This is a genomic window from Actinoplanes sp. NPDC048791 (assembly GCF_040650095.1).
In the GTDB taxonomy this organism is placed as follows: Bacteria; Actinomycetota; Actinomycetes; order Mycobacteriales; family Micromonosporaceae; genus Actinoplanes.
In genome coordinates this window covers 1-3,621 of sequence record NZ_JBEZGQ010000330.1, presented here as the reverse complement: position 1 = coordinate 3,621, position 3,621 = coordinate 1, and the positions used below count along the sequence as shown (strand labels likewise).

At 71.7% G+C, this 3,621-nt stretch carries 3 protein-coding genes and 1 pseudogene; 2 read left to right on the top strand and 2 right to left on the bottom strand.

Going from position 1 to position 3,621, the window contains the following annotated elements; translation table 11 throughout:
- Positions 1-169 precede the first annotated feature (169 nt).
- Positions 170-970 (bottom strand): ABC transporter permease, encoded by an 801-nt coding sequence (locus tag AB0C29_RS23135; protein WP_360823512.1) that lies wholly within the window; start codon positions 968-970, stop codon positions 170-172.
- Positions 967-1,866, bottom strand: coding sequence for an ABC transporter ATP-binding protein (locus AB0C29_RS23130; RefSeq protein WP_360823510.1), 900 nt, complete (start codon positions 1,864-1,866; stop codon positions 967-969). Before AB0C29_RS23130 ends, AB0C29_RS23135 begins: the two co-directional genes overlap by 4 nt.
- Before the next feature lie 164 nt (positions 1,867-2,030).
- On the opposite strand from AB0C29_RS23130, the gene AB0C29_RS23125 reads away from it, so the two are divergent.
- On the top strand, positions 2,031-2,870 hold the full coding sequence (locus AB0C29_RS23125) for a formate/nitrite transporter family protein (RefSeq protein WP_360823507.1): 840 nt from the start codon (positions 2,031-2,033) through the stop codon (positions 2,868-2,870).
- A 65-nt stretch (positions 2,871-2,935) separates the two neighbouring features.
- Positions 2,936-3,621, top strand: a pseudogene (locus AB0C29_RS23120) (sensor histidine kinase); the annotation flags it as partial.

The following is a 3,621-nucleotide window of genomic DNA, read 5'->3' as shown; positions in this document are numbered from 1 at the left end:
TCGATCGAGCGGCTTGCTCAGCATGCCGGCGGCAAAACGCTTGACGACCTGCTCACCGACGGTGCGGGCGACGCGGAGTTCGGGCTCGCCGACGGTGCCCCGCCGGCCGGGCGGCTGGGGACCGATCGGCATGGATCGACCCTAACCGCCCGGACCGGCGGGGAACAGCTCAGGCCACCTCGCGGCGCAGCATCCGCACCGTGCCGGCCACCAGCGGCAGCACCACCCAGACCAGGGCGGCCACGCCGAAACGGGCCCACTGGTCGCCGGTCATCCCCGGCTCGCTCAGCGGCATCGAGGTCACGTTGATGTCGACCCAGCCGGCCGCCGTGTGCAGCCACTTCACCATCTCGCCGAGCACCGACCAGAGCGTCGGGATGGCGAAGTACAGCACGATGGCCAGCGGCGAGTTCATCAGCAGCGCCCCGAACGCCGAGCCCATCAGCACGAACACCACCTGGCTGACCAGCAGCTGACCGACCAGGGCGGCCTCGATGTGCCAGCTGCCGTCGCCGCCCGTACCGGCGGCGATCAGATTGCCCACGGCCGCCAGTACGGCCGTCGCGGCCGTGGTGGCGATCGCGATCAGCACCGCCGCGATCAGCTTCGCCGCCAGCACCCGGCCCCGCGCCGGGGTCAGCGTGAAGGTGGTCAGCGCCGTGCGCTGCGACCACTCGCTGGTCATCGACAGGATGCCCAGCACCGGCAGCAGCACGGCGGCGGGCACCAGGCCGAAGGCCAGCATGCCGTCGAAGACCTGCTCGTCGGCCGGTGCGGCCGCGATCACCAGCGCGACCGCGCCGGCCGCGGCCAGCGCGATCACGATCAACAACCACAGGCCCGACCGGGTGTCGGCCAATTTGCGCAGCTCGACCAGGGTGAGCCGGGCCAGCGGGATTCCCGTACGGCGTCCCGCGGACGCGGGAGCAACACCGGGCGCCGAGGTCGGCGTTGTCTGCACGGCGGTCATCGGACAGCCTCCTTCACCGAGTCACCGGCGGTCAGGGTCAGGAACATCTGCTCGAGCCCGCCGCTGCCGGCCGGCCGCAACTCCAGCAGGACGAGGCCGGCGTCGGCCGCCGCCCGCCCGATGGTCTCCGCATCGGCCTGCACGACGACGCCCCCGTCGGTCGTCTTCGTGCCGGGATGCCCGATGCGCCGCAGCACCGTCTCCAGGGCTGCCATGTCCAGCGCCCGCACCACCGTGCCGGACTGGGCCAGCAGCTCGGTCTTGTCACCCTGGGCCACGATCCGCCCGGCGCCGATGACGACCAGCTTGTCGGCGACCGCCTCCACCTCCCGCAACAGGTGCGAGGAGAGCAGCACCGTGCCCCCCGCATCGGCGAAGTTCCGCAGCAGCCCGCGCATCCAGTAGATGCCCTCCGGGTCGAGGCCGTTGGCCGGCTCGTCGAGGATCAGGATGCCGGGGTCGCCGAGCATCGCGTACGCGAGCCCCAGCCGCTGCCGCATGCCCAGCGAGTACGCCTTGACCCGCCGTTTCGCGGCCGTGCTGTTCAGGCCGACCCGCTCCAGGCTCTCGTCGACCCTCCGCTTGTCGACGCCCATGGTCAGCGCGGCCAGCGTCAGCACCTCCCGCCCGGTGCGCCCGGAATGCTGCGCCGAGGCGTCCAGCAGCACCCCGATCCGCCGCCCCGGATTGCCCAGCCGCCGGTACGGCTGCCCGTCGATGGTGGCGGTGCCCGCGGTGGGCGGCGTCAGCCCGCAGATCATCCGCATCGTGGTGGACTTGCCCGCGCCGTTCGGGCCGAGGAAGCCGGTCACCGTGCCGGGCTCGCAGGTGAACGACACGTCGTCGACGGCCGGGTGGCTCCCGTACCGCTTGCTCAGATGTTCGACCGTGATCATGCCTCTCAGCGTGCCGCCGCCGGCCGGCCGGCCGCGTCGGCCGCCGGTCGGTGTCCGCGAACCTTGGTCTAGCTCCGGCTACGACTTTGGTCGGTGCACACCGCAGGAGTAGCCGGGCCATCGACGGGTATGCGCGGGGGACCCAGGGCAGGCGGGAGCGCACGATGGCGATCAAGGAACCGTCGGACATCGCCCACACCGCGGTGGCGGCCGGCGTCAAGAAGGCCGATCTGCGGTGGGACAAGACGCTGGTGGGGTCGTTTCTCGCCGGGGCGTACATCGCCTTCGGCGGGCTCGTGGCCATCGCCGTGTCGTCCGGGCTCGACCCGGAGATCTGGGGCAGCCTGCCCACCCTGTTCACCGGCGCGGCGTTCACGCTCGGCCTGGTCCTGGTCCTGATCGCCGGCTCGCACCTGCTCACCGGCAACATGCTGCTGATCCCGATCAGCGCCATGCAGGGCCGGCTCACCTGGGGCGACATCCTGCGCAACCTCACCCTGGTGCTGATCGGCAACGTCATCGGGGCCATGTTCGTCGCCTACTTCCTGGCCGTGCAGACCGGCGTGATCGGCCACCTCGGCAGCGACGCGGGCACCTCGGGCGCGATGACCTACGAGCGGCTCGCCGGGATCGCCGAGGCCAAGGGCCTGCACGAGAGCAACTGGCAGATCTTCCTGCGCGCGGTCGGCTGCAACTGGCTGGTCTGCCTCGCGGTCTGGGTGTCGCTGGCCGCCGACAACGTCTCGGGCAAGATCCTGGCGATCTTCTTCCCGATCATGGCGTTCGTGGCGATGGGCTTCGACCACGTCGTGGCCAACATGTTCTTCCTGCCGGCCGCGATCTTCGCCGGGGTCCCGGGCCTGGGCTGGGACGACACCCTGCGCAACTGGCTGCTGGCGTTCCTGGGCAACCTGGTCGGCGCGGTCGTCTTCGTCGCCACCTCGTACTGGTACATGTACCTGAAGGAGGAGCCCTCCCACGAGGAGCCGCGCGAGGCGACCTGAGCCCACGGCGGGCTTCGACTTTGGTCGGTATCGGGCCGGACCCGCCCACCCGTAGCATGACGGCCGTGGGGGAGCTGACGGTGTCGCGGGCCGGCCGCCGGCCGCCGGAGTATCACTGGCTGCAGCCGGCCCAGCTGTGGGACGCGGCCGAGCACCCGCACGCCCGCCGTTCGACCCGCGACTGGATCGTCGACTCGCTCTGCTTCCTCATCGCCGTGAGCTGGGCGCTGCTGGCGGGCACCGACCAGCTCCAGCCGAACCCCGATGTCATACCGCAGTGGGCCGGCACCCCGCTGTGGCTGGCCTGGGCGGACCTCATCGCGGGGGTGGCCCTCGCGGTGTCGCTCTGGTGGCGCCGCCGCTTCCCGGTGCAGCTCGCCGTGTGCGCCACAGTGGGCGCGGCGTTCTCCGTCGCGGCCGCCCTCGCCACCATCATCCTCCTCTTCACCCTGGCGGTGCACCGGCGCTTCGGGGTGACCGCGGTGGTCGCTGTCGGCTCGCTGGGGGCCAACTTCACCTTCTGCCTGCTGCGCCCGGAGGCCGGCACCAGCATCGTCGAGTCGCTCGCCTGGAGCACCGTCTTCCTGGCCATCACCCTGCTGTGGGGCATGGTCGTCCGGTCCCGCCGGCAGCTGGTGATGTCGCTGCGGGACCGCGCCGAGCGGGCCGAGTCCGAGCAGCAGCTGCGCGTCAGTCAGGCCCGCGCGATGGAACGCAACCGCATCGCCCGGGAGATGCACGACGTGCTGGC

Coding starts and splice junctions, on each gene's coding strand:
- AB0C29_RS23135 (WP_360823512.1), bottom strand. CDS start 970: ATGACCGCCGTGCAGACAACGCCGACCTCGGCGCCCGGTGTTGCTCCC.
- AB0C29_RS23130 (WP_360823510.1), bottom strand. CDS start 1,866: ATGATCACGGTCGAACATCTGAGCAAGCGGTACGGGAGCCACCCGGCC.
- AB0C29_RS23125 (WP_360823507.1), top strand. CDS start 2,031: ATGGCGATCAAGGAACCGTCGGACATCGCCCACACCGCGGTGGCGGCC.